Below are 386 nucleotides of genomic sequence, written 5' to 3' on the forward strand. Positions count from 1 at the left end.
TCTCAGTGGCCAACGATTGCCTGTACGGCGTTGGGGCCCCCGACCGCACCCACGACCAGTAGCGCCGCGGTGTACATCAGGTTCATCCGCTTCTCTATGGCCTTCACCGTGGCCTCCAGCGTGCGCACCGCACGCTTCAGCTCCCCGAGGCTCGCGTCGAGTTGCTCGTCAGTCGTCATGCCGCTGGTCCCTTGTCTACGCCGCTGGTTCGATCAGGTGATATCCGACCACCGAGGTATCGGTGCCCGAGGTCGAGGTGAGGGTGAAGGACACCCCGGGCGTGCGCGCGGAGCAGTACACCGCGCCCGGGGCGCCTCCGGGGGTCTGGGTGGTGGCGAACACCTCGGTGGCCGCGGTGACCGAGGTGTTGGCCACCACCACGGTCC

At 67.9% G+C, this 386-nt stretch carries 1 protein-coding gene and 1 pseudogene; both read right to left on the reverse strand.

Annotation, left to right across the window (positions count from 1 at the left end; translation table 11 throughout):
* Positions 1 to 2: 2 nt before the first annotated feature.
* A complete protein-coding gene (locus OO70_RS55225) occupies positions 3 to 179 on the reverse strand; it encodes a hypothetical protein (RefSeq protein ID WP_158711699.1) in 177 nt (58 codons plus the stop codon).
* Positions 180 to 195: 16 nt separating this feature from the next.
* Positions 196 to 386, reverse strand: a pseudogene (locus OO70_RS50785) (hypothetical protein); the annotation flags it as partial.

This window comes from Streptomyces xylophagus, assembly GCF_000716435.1.
GTDB classification, from domain to species: Bacteria; Actinomycetota; Actinomycetes; order Streptomycetales; family Streptomycetaceae; genus Streptomyces; species Streptomyces xylophagus.

What these genes read in the sequence shown, in the direction of transcription:
- OO70_RS55225 (WP_158711699.1), bottom strand. Translation starts at nt 179, where the DNA reads ATGACGACTGACGAGCAACTCGACGCGAGCCTCGGGGAGCTGAAGCGT.